At 60.4% G+C, this 15,935-nt stretch carries 18 protein-coding genes; 1 reads left to right on the forward strand and 17 read right to left on the reverse strand.

All coding sequences use genetic code 11. From position 1 onward, the window contains the following. Positions 1-12 precede the first annotated feature (12 nt). The 14 genes from ACA046_RS24420 to ACA046_RS24485 all read right to left on the reverse strand — a co-directional run bounded on the left by ACA046_RS24420 (position 13) and on the right by ACA046_RS24485 (position 11,998). Positions 13-981: a GTP 3',8-cyclase MoaA gene (locus tag ACA046_RS24420; protein WP_076015080.1), complete on the reverse strand. Its 969-nt coding sequence runs from the start codon at positions 979-981 to the stop codon at positions 13-15. A gap of 139 nt (positions 982-1,120) precedes the next feature. Beyond that, positions 1,121-1,774 (reverse strand): TetR/AcrR family transcriptional regulator, encoded by a 654-nt coding sequence (locus ACA046_RS24425; RefSeq protein WP_076015079.1) that lies wholly within the window; start codon positions 1,772-1,774, stop codon positions 1,121-1,123. Positions 1,775-2,211: 437 nt separating this feature from the next. Next, on the reverse strand, positions 2,212-2,997 hold the full coding sequence (locus tag ACA046_RS24430; RefSeq protein ID WP_017475806.1) for a TatD family hydrolase: 786 nt from the start codon (positions 2,995-2,997) through the stop codon (positions 2,212-2,214). Positions 2,998-3,060: 63 nt separating this feature from the next. Continuing rightward, a complete protein-coding gene (locus tag ACA046_RS24435) occupies positions 3,061-4,050 on the reverse strand; it encodes a DNA polymerase III subunit delta' (RefSeq protein ID WP_459023018.1) in 990 nt (329 codons plus the stop codon). Then, a complete protein-coding gene (gene tmk, locus ACA046_RS24440) occupies positions 4,043-4,675 on the reverse strand; it encodes a dTMP kinase (protein WP_167663691.1) in 633 nt (210 codons plus the stop codon). Before tmk ends, ACA046_RS24435 begins: the two co-directional genes overlap by 8 nt. Positions 4,676-4,694: 19 nt before the next feature. Next, on the reverse strand, positions 4,695-5,819 hold the full coding sequence (gene mltG, locus ACA046_RS24445; protein WP_167663692.1) for an endolytic transglycosylase MltG: 1,125 nt from the start codon (positions 5,817-5,819) through the stop codon (positions 4,695-4,697). Position 5,820: 1 nt separating this feature from the next. Continuing rightward, on the reverse strand, positions 5,821-6,636 hold the full coding sequence (gene pabC / locus ACA046_RS24450) for an aminodeoxychorismate lyase (protein ID WP_459023023.1): 816 nt from the start codon (positions 6,634-6,636) through the stop codon (positions 5,821-5,823). Beyond that, positions 6,636-7,880 carry a beta-ketoacyl-ACP synthase II gene (fabF, locus tag ACA046_RS24455; RefSeq protein WP_076015073.1) on the reverse strand — a complete coding sequence of 415 codons (1,245 nt, stop codon included), beginning with the start codon at positions 7,878-7,880 and terminating at the stop codon, positions 6,636-6,638. The genes pabC and fabF overlap by 1 nt, the downstream gene beginning before the upstream one ends. A gap of 110 nt (positions 7,881-7,990) precedes the next feature. Further along, positions 7,991-8,227: an acyl carrier protein gene (gene acpP, locus ACA046_RS24460; protein ID WP_010165887.1), complete on the reverse strand. Its 237-nt coding sequence runs from the start codon at positions 8,225-8,227 to the stop codon at positions 7,991-7,993. 192 nt (positions 8,228-8,419) lie between these two features. After that, a complete protein-coding gene (gene fabG, locus ACA046_RS24465) occupies positions 8,420-9,163 on the reverse strand; it encodes a 3-oxoacyl-ACP reductase FabG (RefSeq protein WP_076015072.1) in 744 nt (247 codons plus the stop codon). A gap of 31 nt (positions 9,164-9,194) precedes the next feature. Beyond that, on the reverse strand, positions 9,195-10,133 hold the full coding sequence (fabD, locus tag ACA046_RS24470) for an ACP S-malonyltransferase (RefSeq protein WP_497675148.1): 939 nt from the start codon (positions 10,131-10,133) through the stop codon (positions 9,195-9,197). 126 nt (positions 10,134-10,259) lie between these two features. Beyond that, a complete protein-coding gene (gene plsX / locus ACA046_RS24475) occupies positions 10,260-11,270 on the reverse strand; it encodes a phosphate acyltransferase PlsX (RefSeq protein ID WP_497675149.1) in 1,011 nt (336 codons plus the stop codon). 4 nt (positions 11,271-11,274) lie between these two features. Continuing rightward, positions 11,275-11,457: a 50S ribosomal protein L32 gene (rpmF, locus tag ACA046_RS24480; protein ID WP_004371305.1), complete on the reverse strand. Its 183-nt coding sequence runs from the start codon at positions 11,455-11,457 to the stop codon at positions 11,275-11,277. Between the two features lie 13 nt (positions 11,458-11,470). Then, positions 11,471-11,998 (reverse strand): YceD family protein, encoded by a 528-nt coding sequence (locus ACA046_RS24485; RefSeq protein WP_017475815.1) that lies wholly within the window; start codon positions 11,996-11,998, stop codon positions 11,471-11,473. A gap of 105 nt (positions 11,999-12,103) precedes the next feature. Here ACA046_RS24485 and ACA046_RS24490 point away from each other — a divergent pair, with 105 nt between their 5' ends. Then, positions 12,104-12,682 carry a Maf family protein gene (locus ACA046_RS24490; protein ID WP_459023031.1) on the forward strand — a complete coding sequence of 193 codons (579 nt, stop codon included), beginning with the start codon at positions 12,104-12,106 and terminating at the stop codon, positions 12,680-12,682. Between the two features lie 129 nt (positions 12,683-12,811). Here ACA046_RS24490 and ACA046_RS24495 read toward each other — a convergent pair whose 3' ends face one another. The 3 genes from ACA046_RS24495 to rluC are packed head-to-tail and all read right to left on the reverse strand — an operon-like array spanning position 12,812 to position 15,434. After that, positions 12,812-13,804: a S49 family peptidase gene (locus tag ACA046_RS24495; protein ID WP_497675150.1), complete on the reverse strand. Its 993-nt coding sequence runs from the start codon at positions 13,802-13,804 to the stop codon at positions 12,812-12,814. 21 nt (positions 13,805-13,825) lie between these two features. After that, positions 13,826-14,488, reverse strand: coding sequence for an HAD-IA family hydrolase (locus ACA046_RS24500; protein WP_459023035.1), 663 nt, complete (start codon positions 14,486-14,488; stop codon positions 13,826-13,828). After that, positions 14,475-15,434, reverse strand: coding sequence for a 23S rRNA pseudouridine(955/2504/2580) synthase RluC (gene rluC / locus ACA046_RS24505; protein ID WP_076015065.1), 960 nt, complete (start codon positions 15,432-15,434; stop codon positions 14,475-14,477). Before rluC ends, ACA046_RS24500 begins: the two co-directional genes overlap by 14 nt. Between the last annotated feature and the right edge of the window lie 501 nt (positions 15,435-15,935).

Consider the following 15,935-nt stretch of genomic DNA (forward strand, 5'->3'; position numbering starts at 1 on the left):
CAGCTTGCGGGACTAGCCGCCGATGATCTTCATGATGGTGGCGCCGCCGGAGAATGCCACTTCCTGCTTGTCGCCCAGAGCCTTGACCAACAAGCGCTGCAAGGCCGGCAGAGCCTGGTGGCGGGGTTTGTCCAGCAGGTCGCCGACGTAGTGGCGGTTGCTCGACGACAGGCAGCCATGCAGCCAGCCGGTGGACGACAGGCGCAAACGCGAGCAGGTCCGGCAGAACGGCACGCTTTCATTGGCGATAACACCGAAGAAACCTTTGCCGGGCACTTCGTAGCGCACGGCTGTGGCGTCCACCGGGGCGTTGGCTTGCAGGTATTCGTGCTGTTCGCCGATCAGGCTGAGCAATTGCTGGAGGCTGACGAATTGCTGCAGGAACGCGTTGGAATCGTTGGCCAAGTGGCCCATGCGCATCAATTCGATAAAGCGCAGCTCGTAGCCACGCTCCAGGCAGTAGTCGAGCAGCGGCATCACCTGGTCGAGGTTCTGGCCGCGCAACGGCACCATGTTGACCTTGATCTTGATTCCGGCGGCGCTGGCTTGGTCCATGCCATCAAGCACGGTGGCCAGGTCGCCACCGCGAGCGATGCTGCGGAAGGCGTCGGCGTCCAGGGTATCGAGGGAGACGTTGATCCGGCGAATGCCCGCATCCACCAGCAGCGGCAGTTTGCGCGCCAGCAGTTGGCCATTGGTCGTCAGGCTGATATCACTCAGGCCCATCTGCCCCACGGCGCCCATGAAGGCCTCCAGCTTGGGGCTGACCAACGGCTCGCCGCCGGTAATGCGCAGGCGCTCGATGCCAGCAGCCTCGATCAGGTACTCGACGCCACGAGCCATTGCCTCGGCCGACAGTTCGTCCTGCGCAGCCACCAGCCGCTTGCCGTTGGGCACGCAGTAGGTACAGGCGTAATTGCAGGCTGAGGTCAGGCTGATCCGCAAATTGCGGAATCGCCTGCCTTGACGATCAACGATCATGGATCACTCCGGCAGAGGATAATTCGGGCGCGCTAAAACCTGACTGAAAAATCAAGTTTTAGCAAGGTCCTTGCCTGAGTATATTCCTGGGTTACTGCGCTGGGCAGGAAATCATATCGCCATCACGCTGGCGAATGATTCAAGTGGCCGGCGTTTCAGCGTTCGGCAAATCGGTGCTGTGCTTGCGCTTGTTGCCCATGCGCACGCCGATATCCATCAGGAACTGGAAGAAACCTTCCTGGTCTTCCAGCACATTGCTCCAGAACGGCGAGTGGTACAGCGCGACGGCGCCGTGCACCAACGCCCAGGCGGCGCAGTAGTGGAAATACGGTGGCACGTCTTCCAGCTTGCCCTCGCTGATGCGGCCCTTGATCAGCAGGGTCAGGCGCTCGAAGTTCGAGGCACGGATCTTGTGCAGTTCCTCGACCATTTCCGGCACCTGATTGCCCTTGACCACTTTTTCTTCCAGGCGATCAAACAGGCGGTAGCGCTGCGGGTCACGCATGCGGAACTCGAAGTAGGCGCGGGACAGCGCCTCCTTGTCCTTGTCGACATCGGCCGAGTGCAACAGCTCGTTCAAGTCGCGCTCGTAGTCGAGCATCAGGCGCAGGTAGATCTCGGCCTTGGACTTGAAGTGCTTGTAGATGGTGCCTTTGCCGATACCCACGGCATCCGCAATCATCTCGACGGTGACGCTGTCTTCACCCTGGTCGAGGAACAGCTTGAGTGCGGTGTCGAGAATTTCCTGCTCGCGGCGGCGAAACTCACGGACCTTGCGGGGTTCTTTGTGCATAAGAAAAAGGTCTGCAGAGATGGATATTGGGAGGGTGGCGTGCCCCAAGCCGTGCTTGTCGGAACGTTTTACCCGGTGCGCGGGATTATCCCGACTGAACGGTCGTTGGGCAACGCCTATATGAACAACCTTTGCACTTAACTTACAGCGCGCCAACGAATAAGCCGGTTTGAGTCAGAAATAAAACAGGCCATTGGCGCATGTGCATCGCAACCAATGAGAACTCAACCGAAGCGGGCGTATTCCAAATCTGTTTAAAAAACGATCAGATGCGGCTGGACTGAATCGGATACTGATCAATACTTGAACTGTCGGCGTGGCATCTCCCCCAAGTGACGCGTCGACCTGGGTACCGACGGACTGCGTACCCTTGTTTTACTCCTAATGGTCTTAACCCGGATTCACCCCCCAGAACCCGGGTTTTTTTTGCCTGCGATTTAGTGGCCGACGTGAGCCAGCGGGAACAGACGCTTGAAGTTCTCGGTGGTCTGTTCGGCGAAGCGCTCGTAGGACTCGCCCCGCAGCATCGCCAGGTAATCCGCCACATCCCGTACGTATTCCGGCAGGTTGGGTTTGCCGCGATGAGGAATTGGCGCCAGGTACGGCGAATCGGTTTCCACCAGCAGGCGGTCTGCCGGGACCTGGCGCGCGACATCCCGCAGGGCATCGGCGTTGCGGAAGGTCACGATGCCCGACAAGGAAATGTAGAAGCCGAGGTCGAGGGCGGCCTTGGCCATATCCCAGTCTTCCGTGAAGCAATGCAGCACACCGGCCTGGGGCAGCGCAGCCTCGCGCAGCAGGGTCAGGGTGTCGGCACGGGCGCCACGGGTGTGGACGATCACTGGTTTGCCAGTCTGCTGGGCGGCTTGCAGGTGCAGACGGAACGACGCCTGCTGCAACTCGGCGGCTTCCGGTTCGTAGTGGTAATCCAGGCCGGTCTCGCCGATAGCCACCACGCGTGGGTGATTGAGTTCGCCGAGCAGCCAGTCGAGGGCCGGGGCTTCGCCGGGCTTCAGGTCCAACGGGTGAATGCCCACCGAGCAATCGACGTCGGCATAACGATCGGCCAGGGCTTTGACGTCGGCGGCGTTTTCCGCGCTGACGCCGATGCACAGGAAGTGCCCTACCCCGCGCTGACGCGCGGCTTCGAGGGCGGCGTCGAGGGAGCCGCCGTGCTGGGCCAGGTCGAGGCGATCAAGGTGGCAATGGGAATCTACGAGCATAGGGATCTACAACTTGAGTCACGGAAAGTGTCTGGCCAACGATACACCCGTCGGCCACTGAAATTAACGGCGGCCGAGCAAGCCGACCCATTGCACCAGCAAGGCCTCAAGCAACAACACGCGGTTGAGGTTGGCCTTGCCCAGGACCTTCTGGCGTTGGGCGAGGATCCAGTCCTGAATGTTCAGAACCTTGTCCTGGGCACTCTTCTGCGCGAGGTATTGCACCACTTTGCGCATGTCCGCCAGGCCCAGGCCGTTTTCGTCCTGGGTCAGCTGGTAGCGCAGGATCAGGCTCGACCAGTCGCAGAACCAGTCGAACAGCAGCAGCAAGGGAATGTCTTTCCAGGCGCTTTCGGCCAGTTGCGTGGCGGACATCTCCTGCTTGAGCAGCTTCTTCACTCCGTCCACCACCAGCGCACGCTGTTCACGTACGCCTTGGGCCTGGAGTTTGACCGCCGCCAAGGGCGAGCCGGCCGCCAGGGTCAGCAACTCGACGCGCTCGGCCTCGCCACACTCCGGCAGTGCCTGGGCCAGCCATTGCAGGCTCATGGCTTCGCTCGGCAACGGGCAGGCCTGTTGCACGCAGCGGCTGCGGATGGTCGGCAGCAGGCGGCTGGACTGGTGGCTCACCAGCAGCAGCACGGTATCGCCGGAAGGTTCTTCCAGGCTCTTGAGCAAAGCGTTGGCCGCGTTGATGTTCATCGATTCCACTGGCTCGATCAGCACCACTTTGCGCCCGCCCATCTGCGCGGTCTGCACCACGAAGCTGACCAGATCACGCACCTGATCGACTTTGATTGCCTTGTCGGCTTCTTCCGGTTCCAGCAGGTAGTTGTCCGGGTGGCTACCGGCCTTGAGCAGCATGCAGGCTTTACATTCCCCGCAGGCTTCCAGGCCGTTGGGCCGCTGGCATAACAAGCTGGCCATCAGCCGCTCGGCCAAGGCGCGCTTGCCGATACCCACCGGGCCGTGGAGCAAGTAGGCGTGGGCGTGCTGGGCACGGCCCGCCAGTTGCTGCCAGAGGCTGTCCTGCCACGGGTAGGCTTCAGCCACGGACACGCTCCACGAGTTTCGGCAACAGGGCATCGATGGACTGCTGAACCTGAGTCAGGGGCTGTGCGGCGTCCAGCAGGTGATAACGGGCAGGATCGGCTTCGGCGCGCTTGAGAAACGCGCCGCGCACAGCTTCAAAAAACACTCGGGTTTCCAGTTCGAAACGATCGAGGCGACCCCGGGCGGTGGCGCGGGCCATGCCGACTTCCACCGGAAGGTCGAACACCAGGGTCAGGTCGGGACGCAAATCGCCCTGGACGAAGGTTTCCAGCGTCGCAATGCGCTCGAGGGACAAACCACGACCGCCGCCCTGATAGGCATAGGTGGAGTCGGTAAACCGGTCGCAAATCACCACCGCGCCACGGGCCAGGGCCGGGCGAATGACTTCGGCCAGGTGCTGGGCGCGGGCAGCAAACACCAGCAGCAGCTCGGTGTCGGGGTTCATCTGTTCGTCGCCCGGGGTCAGCAGCACTTCACGGATGCGCTCGGCCAGCGGCGTGCCGCCGGGCTCGCGGGTCAGCAGCACCTCGATACCTTCGGCGCGCAGGCGCTCGGCCAGGTATTCGCGGTTGGTGCTTTTGCCGGCGCCTTCCGGGCCTTCCAGGGTAATAAACAAGCCAGTCACAGGCAGTCCTTAGTCAGAGTCATTGCGGGCTTTGCGGCGCGGTGTCGTCGGGTGCAGAGGACGGCTCGGCGGGCGTATCAACCGGCGCGTCCGCAGGTTTTGCCGTCGGTGCTGGCGCCGGGCTGGAACGGTAATCGGCGCGGCGCTTCATCTGGTACTCACGCACCGCAGCGTTATGCGCATCCAGGTTATCCGAGAAAATATGGCTGCCGTCGCCACGGGCGACAAAATACAGGCTGCTACCGGCCACCGGGTTCAGCGCGGCGTGAATCGCCTCACGTCCGACCATGGCAATCGGCGTCGGCGGCAGGCCGGCGATCACGTAGGTGTTGTAGGGCGTGGATTCCTTGAGGTGCGCACGAGTCAGCTTGCCGGTGTAGCGCTCGCCGAGGCCGTAGATCACCGTCGGGTCGGTTTGCAGCAGCATGCCGATCTGCATGCGCCGTACGAACACTCCGGCTATCTGGCCGCGCTCTTCCGGCACGCCGGTTTCTTTCTCGACCAGCGAGGCCATGATCAACGCTTGATAGGGTTCGGTGTACGGCGCGTCAGCGGCGCGTTTGCTCCACTCCTGGGCGAGGACGTCGTCCAGACGGTTGTAGGATTTCTTCAGCAATTCCACATCGCTCATGCCGCGAACGAAGCGGTAGGTGTCGGGAAAGAAGCGGCCCTCGGGGAACACGCCGGGGTGGCCGAGTTTTTCCATGACCTCACTGTCACTCAGGCCCGACAGGGTTTGCTCTATCTTTTCATGTTTGGCCAGGGCGGCGCGCACCTGGCGGAAGTTCCAGCCTTCCACCAGCGTGATGCTGTACTGCACCACTTCGCCACGCTGCCACAAACCGATCAGGCCCTCGGCGGTGAGGCCTGGGGTCATGCGGTATTCGCCGCTGTGCAGCGGCTGGCCGTCGAGGTTGAAGCGCCAGTAGAGACGCAACCAGAACGCATCCTTGAGCACGCCGTCATTTTCCAGGCGATTGAAGGTGCCGGTGGGCGTCGCGCCGGCCGGCACGTCCAGCAATTGCTCCTGGGTCAGATTCAGGGGCTGCTCAAGGGCCGAGTTCAGCTTCCAGGCCGAAGCGCCCAGCAGCAAACCCGCCAGGACCAGACCGATCTCCAGCAACAATACAAATTTACGTCTCAAATCAAATATCCAATAGTGCGCGAACAATGCCCTGCAGTTTACGGGTGAGCGGCCCAACCGGCCAGCTCATCGCAGCACATCCGCGCACCGGCCAAATGCCATATACGCTGTTGCACACAAAGACTTCGCCGGCCTGGTGCAGCTGTTCAAGGCTGATATCGGCCACGCTCGTCGGAATGCCCAACTGCTGCGCCTGGGCCAACACCTCGGCCCGCATGACGCCCGCGACGCCACAGCGCTTCAGATCAGCGGTCAGCAACACGCCGTCACACACCATAAACAGATTACTGAACACGCCTTCGACGACTCGACCGGACATATCCAGCATCAAACCTTCGGCGTGATCGGCATCCTGCCACTCGGCGCGGGCGAATACCTGCTCCAGGCGATTGAGGTGTTTGAGGCCGGCAAGCAAAGGTTGTTCGGACAAACGCGTGGTACACGCAAACAGGCGAATGCCTGACGCTGCATGTTCCGGGGGATAAGCGGCAGGCGGACTGCCTTGCAGAATGCGCCGCGCGGGAGCGCCAGCGCTGATGCCGTAACCGCGCTGGCTGTCGCCACGGGTCAGGATCAACTTGAGTACACCCTCGCCCAAGGCGGCGGCATAGGCCAGCAATTCGCTGCGGATCAGAGATTGATCCGCAACAATCGCCAACCGCCTGCAGCCCTCATCCAGGCGCTGCAGGTGGCGGTCGAGCAACACGGGCTGCCCGGCCTTGACGGCAATGGTCTCGAACAACCCATCACCGTACGCCAGGCCACGGTCTTTCAGGGGCACTGCGCCCGCCGGCTGACCGTCAACCCAGCTTTCCATCACTCGGCGAACCGGCGGAACACCAGGGAACCGTTGGTACCACCAAAACCGAATGAGTTGGACAACACTACGTCGATCGGCATCTTCTGCGCTTCATGCGGTACGAAGTTCAGGTCGCAGCCTTCATCCGGCTCATCGAGGTTGATGGTCGGCGGAGCGACCTGATCCTTGATGGCCAACACGCTGAAGATCGCCTCGACCGCGCCCGCCGCACCCAACAGGTGGCCGGTCATGGACTTGGTGGAGCTGACCGCCAGCTTGTAGGCGTGCTCGCCGAACACCGACTTGATGGCCTCGGCTTCCGCCAGGTCGCCCGTCGGGGTCGAAGTGCCGTGGGCGTTGATGTATTGCACCTGGTCAATGTTGACCTTGGCATCACGCAACGCGTTGGTGATGCAGCGCGCAGCACCTGCACCGTCAGACGGCGGCGAGGTCATGTGGTACGCATCACCACTCATACCGAAGCCAATCAGCTCGGCGTAGATGGTGGCGCCACGGGCCTTCGCGTGCTCCAGTTCTTCGAGGACCAGGGCACCGGCGCCGTCGGCCAGTACAAAGCCGTCACGGCCTTTGTCCCACGGACGGCTGGCACGGGTCGGCTCGTCATTGCGGGTCGACAGTGCACGGGACGCGCCGAAGCCACCCATGCCCAAGCCGCAGGCAGCCATCTCGGCGCCGCCGGCGATCATCACGTCAGCTTCGTCATAGGCGATGTTGCGTGCCGCCATGCCGATGCAGTGAGTGCCGGTGGTGCACGCCGTGGAGATGGCGTAGTTAGGCCCCTGGGCACCCAAGTGGATGGACAGGAAACCGGAAATCATATTGATGATCGAGCCAGGCACGAAGAACGGTGAAATTCGACGGGGGCCAGACTCGTGCAGCGTGCGGCTGGTTTCTTCGATATTGGTCAGACCGCCAATACCCGAACCCATGGCCACGCCGATGCGCTCACGGTTGGCGTCGGTGACTTCCAGGCCGGCATTACGCACCGCCTGAAAACCGGCTGCCAGGCCGTATTGAATGAACAGGTCGAGTTTGCGGGACTCTTTGACCGAGAGATATTCCTCGACATTGAAGTCCTTTACCGAGCCGCCAAAACGGGTGGAATAGGCAGAAAGGTCCGTGTGTTCGATCAGACCAATACCACTGCGGCCAGCCAGAATGCCCTGCCAACTGCTCGGCACATCCGTACCCAGTGGCGACAACATACCCATACCGGTGACTACGACGCGTCTACGCGACACAGCACTCTCCTTTTTCTAATGACGACACTTTGCATCAGGCTTAAAGGAAAAAACCGCACGCCGTAGGGCAGTGCGGTTTTTCCATCACAGCAAGCGACGATTACAAACTATTACGCCTGGTGGCTAGTAACGTAGTCGATAGCAGCTTGAACGGTAGTGATTTTTTCAGCTTCTTCGTCCGGGATTTCGGTCTCGAATTCCTCTTCCAGAGCCATCACCAGCTCAACGGTGTCAAGGGAGTCGGCACCCAGGTCTTCAACGAAGGAAGCAGTGTTGGTCACTTCTTCTTCTTTAACGCCCAGTTGCTCAGCAACGATTTTCTTGACGCGCTCTTCGATGGTGCTCATACCGTGTTTTCACTCCTAATGGACAAATTCAGGCAGCTGGCCAGTGGGTAAGTGTATAGAAAGACTTTTCAGCTTTTCAACTGAAAGCTTCACCCTCGTACCCTATTGGCCATCTGCCTATAAATAGATTGCAGCTTTATAACGGATTTTAGACAGCTCGTATGACATTTTTTTGAAGCGATCCGTCACAATTTAACTCATGTACATCCCGCCGTTAACCGGGATTGTAGCCCCAGTCACGTATGCCGCACCGTCGGATGCCAGGAAAGCGACCACATTCGCGATCTCTTGAGCCTGGCCCAGACGGCCCAGCGGAATCTGCGTCAGCAACGCTTCACGCTGCGCTTCAGGCAATTCGCGGGTCATATCGGTATCGATGAACCCTGGGGCCACCGAGTTGACCGTAATCGACCGCGAGCCCACTTCACGCGCCAGTGCACGGCTGAAACCTTCCAGACCGGCCTTGGCGGCTGCGTAGTTTACTTGGCCTGCGTTGCCCATGGCACCCACAACAGAGCCAATATTGATAATTCGACCCCAACGAGCCTTGGTCATGCCGCGCAAAACGCCCTTGGACAGGCGAAACAGACTGTTCAGGTTGGTATCAACGACGTCATGCCACTCGTCGTCTTTCATGCGCATCATCAGGTTATCGCGGGTAATACCGGCATTGTTCACCAGAATAGCCGGTGCACCGAATTGCGCCGAGATTTCAGCCAATACGGCGGCCACGGACTCATCACTGGTTACATTCAGCTCAAGACCGGTGCCCTGAACGCCGTTTTCCTTCAACGTCGCGGCAATACGCTCGGCGCCGGCGGCGGAGGTTGCGGTACCGATGACCACAGCGCCCAGACGACCCAGCTCCAGGGCGATCGCCTGGCCAATGCCACGGCTTGCGCCGGTGACCAGTGCAACTTTACCTTGCAGACTCATGCAGGCTTCTCCTAGGTTCGGAAATTAAAGGTCAGGCCAGAGCTGCACGAGCGGCAGCGAAGGCATCCGGGGTATTGAGGTTGGAAGTCGATACGCCTTCGGCGCAACGCTTGTTCAGGCCGGCCAGGACTTTGCCCGGGCCGCACTCTACCAATTGGGTGGCGCCGTTGGCGGCCAGGGCCTGCACCGACTCAACCCAGCGAACCGGCTTGTACAGCTGTTCCAGCAGGTCGCGCTTGAGGGTTTCCAGGTCGGGAGCAACCGCGGCACTGACGTTCTGCACCAGCGGGATCTGCGGCGCCTGCCAGTTGATCGCAGCGATCGACTCGGCAAAACGCTCGGCAGCCGGGCGCATCAGTTCGCAGTGGGACGGCACGCTGACCGGCAATGGCAACGCACGCTTGGCGCCACGGGCCTTGCAGCCTTCGATGGCGCGCTCTACCGCAGCCTTGGCACCGGCGATCACCACCTGGCCAGGGGAGTTGAAGTTCACGGCGCTGACCACTTCGCCTTGGGCCGCTTCGGCACAGGCAGCGATCACGTCAGCATCTTCCAGGCCGAGAATGGCGGCCATGCCGCCCTGCCCGGCTGGAACCGCTTCCTGCATCAACTGGCCACGACGCTCGACCAGCTTGACCGCTTCACCGAGGGTCAAGCTGCCAGCGGCCACCAGGGCACTGTATTCGCCCAGGCTATGACCGGCGACGTAGGCCGGACGCGCACCACCATCAGCCAGCCACAGGCGCCACAGGGCGATGGAGGCGGTCAGGATGGCCGGTTGGGTCTTGTCGGTTTGGTTGAGCAGCGCTTCCGGCCCATGTTGGGTCAGTGCCCACAGGTCGTAACCCAGGGCATCGGAAGCTTCCTTGAAAGTTTCCAGGACCAGCGGATGTTCCGCGCCCAGCTCGGCCAACATGCCGAGGGACTGCGAACCCTGCCCTGGAAAGACGAATGCGAGGGATGTAGACATGTAACAAGCCCCTAATGATCTGGTCGTCGGAAATTGGCGCCCCACAGGTGAGAGCGCAAGAAACTGACAGATTGGATGGTCAATTGAACTGGCCGGTCACATTTAAGCATTTCCGGCCCGATTCGCCTAAGGCAACAGATCCTCAAGGCGACCGTGCAAGCGTTGCGGCAAGTTTTCCTGGATCTCGATCAAGGCTCGCTGGATGGCACTTTGAAAACCCTGCACCCCCGCCGAACCGTGACTTTTTACCACGATGCCCTGCAACCCCAGGAAACTCGCGCCATTGTGCCGCGCCGGTGCCAGGTCCGCCTGCAAGCGCCGCATCAATGGCAGCGCCAGGGCGCCCACCACGCGTGACGCGAGGTTGCGCTTGAACAAGGCCTCGATGCGCGCAGCAATCATCGTCGCCAGGCCTTCGCTGGATTTGAGCAGGATATTGCCGACAAACCCGTCACACACCACCACATCCGCTTCGCCGCGGTACAACCCGTCACCTTCGACAAAGCCGATGTAGTTCAAGCCTCGCGCGCTTTGCAACAGCGTCGCCGCCAGCTTGACCTGCTGATTACCCTTGATGTCTTCGGTGCCGATATTCAGCAACGCCACCCGAGGCCGAGCCACGCCCAGCGCTTCGGCCGCCACCGAGCCCATCAACGCAAAGTGCAGCAGATGCTCGGCACTGCAATCGACGTTCGCCCCCAGGTCCAGCAACTGGCAATAGCCTTGCTGGGTCGGGATCGCCGCGACCATCGCGGGCCGATCAATGCCCGGCAGGGTTTTCAACACATGCCGGGACAACGCCATCAACGCACCGGTATTGCCGGCACTGACACAGGCCTGGGCCTTGCCGTCGCGCACCAACTCCAGGGCCACCCGCATCGAAGAATCAGGTTTGCCGCGCAAGGCCTGGGCAGGCTTTTCATCCATGGTGATGGTTTCGCTGGCCGGTGTAATAGTCAGGCGCGCGCGTTCCACCGCCGGATGGCTGGCAATCAGTTCTTCAAGTAAGGAGGGTTGACCGACGAGGGTCAGGTGCAGCGAGGGCGTGGCAGACAGGCAAGCAATGCAGGCCTGAACAATGCTGCGGGGACCGAAGTCCCCGCCCATTGCGTCAATCGCGATGACTTGAGCAGACAAGTGATTACTCGTCAGCGCCCTTGTCGATCACTTTACGGCCACGGTATACGCCTTCTGGCGATACGTGGTGACGCAGGTGAACTTCACCGGTGGTTTTTTCTACAGACAGAGTGCTCGCCGTCAGGGCGTCGTGCGAACGACGCATGTCACGGGCAGAGCGGGATTTTTTGTTCTGCTGAACAGCCATAATTGATTAACTCCTAAACGTTTGGGTCACGCTTTAACTGCGCCAATACACTGAACGGGTTGGACCGCGTTACCTCGTCCTCGCTCGGTTCGGGCTCATCGAGACCCGCCGGCTGCTGGCATTCTTCCGGATGATGAGCAGGCACAATGGGCAAGGCGAGCAAAAGCTCCTCCTCGATCAGTGACTGCAGATCCAAAGGATCTTCGCCCAGTTCCAGCACGTCATAACCTTTCGGCAACGACTGGGTATTCGCACCCTCTTTCACCACAGCATAACTGCATTCGCTGTGGATCGGCAGGGTGACCAGCTCAAGACAACGCTGGCAAACCATTTTGACTTCGGTGTCGATAAAGCTGTGGATTACCACAGACTTACGTTCATCTCGTTCAAAAACGAATTTGGCCTGCACCGTACCGACAGTGTCGGAAAGCGGGTCGCAGAGTCTCTCCAAATCGGCCAGCAGCACTTCACCTTGAAGGGTAGTGCCACGATCAGCCAATTTGCGCGGGTCAACGTGAGGTGGAATCGGGTCATTCAACATAGGCGCAGCATTATAGGGATGCACCCAGCCATGTCAAAGGAAATTCAGCCCTGTCCGTCACTGGACCTCCCCGCTAGAATCCGCGACTGCCTTGAGGAGACGTCCATGCTGCCTTTATTACTCGCTTCCAGCTCGGTTTATCGCCGGGAATTGTTGAATCGCCTGCACCTGCCGTTCATCTGCAGTTCGCCGGATATCGACGAAAGCCACCGCCCGGACGAGTCCGCCGTGGAACTGGTGAAGCGCCTCGCCGAAGAAAAGGCCCGCGCCCTCGCCGGCAGTCATCCGGGGCACCTGATTATCGGCTCGGACCAGGTTGCCGCGCTCGACGGCCAGATCATCGGCAAGCCCCACACCTTCGAGAAGGCCCGTGAGCAACTGCTGGCGGCCAGCGGCAAGCGGGTCAGCTTCCTCACCGGCCTGGCCGTACTGAACAGCACCACCGGCCACTGCCAGGTCGACTGCATTCCCTTCACCGTGCACATGCGCACGCTGGACGCAGCACGCATCGAACGCTACCTGCGCATCGAGCAGCCCTACGACTGCGCTGGCAGCTTCAAGGCCGAAGGGTTGGGGGTGAGCCTGTTTCAAAGCACCGAGGGGCCGGACGCTACCAGCCTGGTCGGCCTGCCACTGATTCGACTGGTGGACATGCTGCTGGCCGAAGGCGTACAGATTCCCTGAGAACATCACAAACAAAGGTGGGAGCTGGCTTGCCTGCGATGCAGACACCTCGGTACATCAGTCGCACCGAGGTGATGCTTTCGCAGGCAAGCCAGCTCCCACACGTTGAGCCATGTCGCGCTCAAGATCTTAGCGCAGGGTCGGCCCCTGGAAGCCCATGTACAGGGCCAGCTTCTCGGCCACACTGGCGCCGAGTTTTTTCGAGAAGCGGTCAAACGGCGATTCCTGAACGGTGAAGTCCACCAGTTCTTTCTCGCCAATCACATCCCGCGCCACCGAACTGGCACTGCCCAGGCCGTCGATCAAACCCAATGGCAGCGCTTGCTCACCGGACCAGACCAGGCCGGAGAACAGTTCCGGATGCTCTTTATCCTTGAGCCGGTCACCGCGCCCCAGCTTGACGCTGGCAATAAACTGCCGATGAGTGGTGTCCAGCACGCCCTGCCAGAACTGGGTCTCATCAGCCTTTTGCGGCTGGAACGGATCCAGGAACGACTTGTGCTCGCCAGACGTGTACGTACGCCGCTCAACCCCGAGTTTCTCCATGGTGCCGACAAAGCCGTAACCGGCCGCCGTCACACCAATGGAACCCACCAGGCTGGCCTTGTCGGCGTAGATCCGGTCGGCAGCGCTGGCGATGTAATAGGCACCCGAGGCACCCAGGTCGGAAATTACCGCATAGAGCTTGATGTCCGGATGCAAGGCGCGCAGGCGACGAATTTCGTCATATACATAGCCTGACTGCACCGGACTGCCGCCCGGGCTGTTAATGCGCAGAATCACAGCCTTGACCTTGGTATCTTCGAAGGCGGCCCGCAGGCTGCTGACGATATTGTCGGCACTGGCGGATTCCTTGTCGGCAATCACCCCACGCACTTCGATCAATGCCGTGTAATTGCCGCTTCGGGTGGCACTCTTTTCCATGTCCATCAGCGGACTGAACAGTGCAAGCATGCCCAGCAGATAAATAAAGGTCAGGAGCTTGAAAAAGATCCCCCAACGCCGTGAACGACGCTGCTCCTGGACACTGGCCAGCAGCGTCTTCTCCAGCAACTTCCAGCTTCTGTCATCACCATTGTTATCAGCATTGGCCTTCTCAGGCGCTTTCCACTCGTCGGTCATGCCATCTACCCCAGCAAAGACTTAATGGGCCCGGCTGAGCCAGGCCTGCAATTCAGAAAAACGGTCAATCGTCAGTCTCGGCTCGTACGCTTGCAACGCTTCGGCAGACTGGGCGCCATAGCTGACCGCCACGGAATCCATGCCAGCATTGCGCGCCATCATCAGGTCGAACGACGCATCACCCACCATCAACGCCTGCCGAGGCGACACGCCACATTGAGCGAGGATCTGTTCGAGCATCAGAGGATGAGGCTTGCTGGCGGTTTCATCCGCCGCACGGGTCGCGTCGAAATAATCTTCCCAGCCATGGGCCTTGAGCACCCGATCCAGGCCGCGACGGGCCTTGCCGGTCGCCACAGCGAGGTGATAGCCATCCGAACGAAACGCTTCCATGGCCTGCGCCACGCCTTCAAACAGCGGCGAAGGCTGGGCATCCAGCGCCATGTAGTAATCGGCGTAATGCTGACGAAACGCTATCAGCTCGTCATCGCCAATCTCCGGATACAGGGTGCGGATCGCCTCCGGCAGACCCAGGCCAATAATGCCCTTGACCGCCAGGTCGTCGCACAACGCGTAACCGGAACGAGTCGACGCGGCGTGCATCGACTCGACAATCCGACCAATGGAGTTACACAGCGTGCCATCCCAATCAAAGATCAGCAGCTTGTAGTCAAGGTGCGACACTCAGGCGCTCCACGGTCTTGGCCCACATCTCGTCGACAGGCGCTTGCAGCTTCAATTCGCCGCCATCCGGCAGCGGCACGGTCAGCATGTAGGCGTGCAGGAACAGGCGTTTGCCGCCCAGATCGCGAATTTCCTTGGAGAAATCCTCGTCGCCGTATTTGGTATCGCCGGCGATGCAGTGGCCCGCGTGCAACGTATGCACACGAATCTGGTGGGTACGGCCAGTCACAGGCTTGGCCTCGACCATGGTCGCAAAGTCACCAAAGCGACGCAGCACCTTGAACAGGGTCAGCGCCTCCTTGCCCTCTTCGTCCACCTCGACCATGCGCTCGCCGGAGCGCAGGTTGCTCTTCTGCAACGGCGCGCGGACGCTCTTGATCGAGGTCGCCCAGTTGCCACGCACCAGCGCCATGTAGCGCTTGTCCACGCCATCACCGCGCAGGGCGGCATGCAGGTGGCGCAACATGCTGCGTTTCTTGGCAATCATCAGCAAGCCGGAAGTGTCACGGTCCAGACGGTGGACCAGTTCCAGCTCCTTGGCATCCGGGCGCAACTGACGAAAGGCTTCGATCACCCCGTAGTTCAAGCCACTGCCGCCATGGACGGCGATGCCGCAAGGCTTGTTGATCACGATCAGCTTGTTATCTTCGAAGACAATCGACGCTTCGAGGCGCTGCAACAGGCCTTGAGCCAGAGGGACCGGTTCGTCCCGCTCAGGCACCCGCACCGGCGGCACGCGGATGATGTCACCCGCCTGCAGCTTATACTCGGGTTTGATCCGACCCTTGTTCACGCGCACTTCGCCTTTACGCAAAATGCGGTAAATCAAGGTCTTGGGCACGCCTTTGAGCCTGGCAAGAAGAAAGTTGTCGATGCGTTGGCCGGCATATTCCGGCGAGACCTCGAGCAGCTGGACGCTGGGGGTCTGGGGGGCGGTAGTCGTCATGGTGGCGATGATAACAATTTTTTATGGAATTGAAGCACTTAATCATTGCTGCTATAGTCGCGAACGCCGCCAAAAGCGGCCTGGACAGAGGACTAGCGGCAAACTGCCGGCCCTGACCATCGCAATTCATCAGGACGCGAGGCCGTCCTACGGGGCTTTCGCCACCTTGGAAGGCTCGAGATTGTAACAAGCGCAGGTGACATGAGGCCTGAAGCGAGTGCAAAAAGCAGAGTGATTACTCGCCTTTTGCGCCGATATTTACGGCCAGTTCACAAAGTGCAGTCAGTCTTGAGCCGGACCACGGCGAATGCTTCGGAAACAACGCCTGTTACGAGCTGAGTGAGAGCACAGTCGCCCACACCCGGTCTTGTTTAGCCATGAGCGTGTTCTCCCCATTGGAGAACACGGTAAATGCCAACCCGCTGCGGATTCTGCGCGCGGCAGCACCCGAATTATCAGGGATACGTGTAGGGTGGAGATGCACAACCGTCGGACTGTGTA

This window comes from Pseudomonas sp. LBUM1641, assembly GCF_059716235.1.

What these genes read in the sequence shown, in the direction of transcription:
- ACA046_RS24420 (WP_076015080.1), bottom strand. Translation starts at nt 981, where the DNA reads ATGATCGTTGATCGTCAAGGCAGGCGATTCCGCAATTTGCGGATCAGC.
- ACA046_RS24425 (WP_076015079.1), bottom strand. Translation starts at nt 1,774, where the DNA reads ATGCACAAAGAACCCCGCAAGGTCCGTGAGTTTCGCCGCCGCGAGCAG.
- ACA046_RS24430 (WP_017475806.1), bottom strand. Translation starts at nt 2,997, where the DNA reads ATGCTCGTAGATTCCCATTGCCACCTTGATCGCCTCGACCTGGCCCAG.
- pabC (WP_459023023.1), bottom strand. Translation starts at nt 6,636, where the DNA reads ATGGAAAGCTGGGTTGACGGTCAGCCGGCGGGCGCAGTGCCCCTGAAA.
- acpP (WP_010165887.1), bottom strand. Translation starts at nt 8,227, where the DNA reads ATGAGCACCATCGAAGAGCGCGTCAAGAAAATCGTTGCTGAGCAACTG.
- fabG (WP_076015072.1), bottom strand. Translation starts at nt 9,163, where the DNA reads ATGAGTCTGCAAGGTAAAGTTGCACTGGTCACCGGCGCAAGCCGTGGC.
- fabD (WP_497675148.1), bottom strand. Translation starts at nt 10,133, where the DNA reads ATGTCTACATCCCTCGCATTCGTCTTTCCAGGGCAGGGTTCGCAGTCC.
- rpmF (WP_004371305.1), bottom strand. Translation starts at nt 11,457, where the DNA reads ATGGCTGTTCAGCAGAACAAAAAATCCCGCTCTGCCCGTGACATGCGT.
- ACA046_RS24485 (WP_017475815.1), bottom strand. Translation starts at nt 11,998, where the DNA reads ATGTTGAATGACCCGATTCCACCTCACGTTGACCCGCGCAAATTGGCT.
- ACA046_RS24490 (WP_459023031.1), top strand. Translation starts at nt 12,104, where the DNA reads ATGCTGCCTTTATTACTCGCTTCCAGCTCGGTTTATCGCCGGGAATTG.
- ACA046_RS24495 (WP_497675150.1), bottom strand. Translation starts at nt 13,804, where the DNA reads ATGACCGACGAGTGGAAAGCGCCTGAGAAGGCCAATGCTGATAACAAT.
- rluC (WP_076015065.1), bottom strand. Translation starts at nt 15,434, where the DNA reads ATGACGACTACCGCCCCCCAGACCCCCAGCGTCCAGCTGCTCGAGGTC.